This window comes from Chimaeribacter coloradensis, assembly GCF_002858715.1.
Lineage (GTDB): Bacteria > Pseudomonadota > Gammaproteobacteria > Enterobacterales > Enterobacteriaceae > Chimaeribacter > Chimaeribacter coloradensis.
This window is the reverse complement of the sequence record NZ_PJZH01000099.1, coordinates 1-334: the sequence shown is the minus strand read 5'-3', so window position 1 is coordinate 334 and position 334 is coordinate 1. Positions and strand designations below refer to the sequence as shown.

At 55.1% G+C, this 334-nt stretch carries 1 protein-coding gene; it reads left to right on the top strand.

Translation table 11 applies throughout. The features are described 5' to 3' along the window. Positions 1 to 2: 2 nt before the first annotated feature. Entirely contained in the window at positions 3 to 113 is a 111-nt protein-coding gene (locus CYR32_RS22130) for a DUF993 family protein (protein WP_206602475.1), read from the top strand. The last annotated feature ends 221 nt before the right edge of the window (positions 114 to 334 follow it).

The following is a 334-nucleotide window of genomic DNA, read 5'->3' as shown; positions in this document are numbered from 1 at the left end:
GCCTGGCGCACTACAGCGCGCTGTTCCGGCTGGCGGATGAGGCCGGGTTGCTGGTGAACCCTGACCTGGCCGCGGAGCGAATGGGGCTGCTGGGCAGGCTGCACGGGATGTAGCCCATTAAAAACCACATCGGGCTGTCATCAGGTAATTGATGACAGCCCGCATCAGACACTTATATCGGCACACACATTATTGTATGGCGAGATCAAACGCGATATCACAGCCATAATCATCAATCATTACCCACTGCTGGGTTTGATACGCAGCAGAAATCATAGGCGGGAGCGTCGCATATAACGCTTGATCAGCCGGTGACGGATCGGAAGAGAATGAC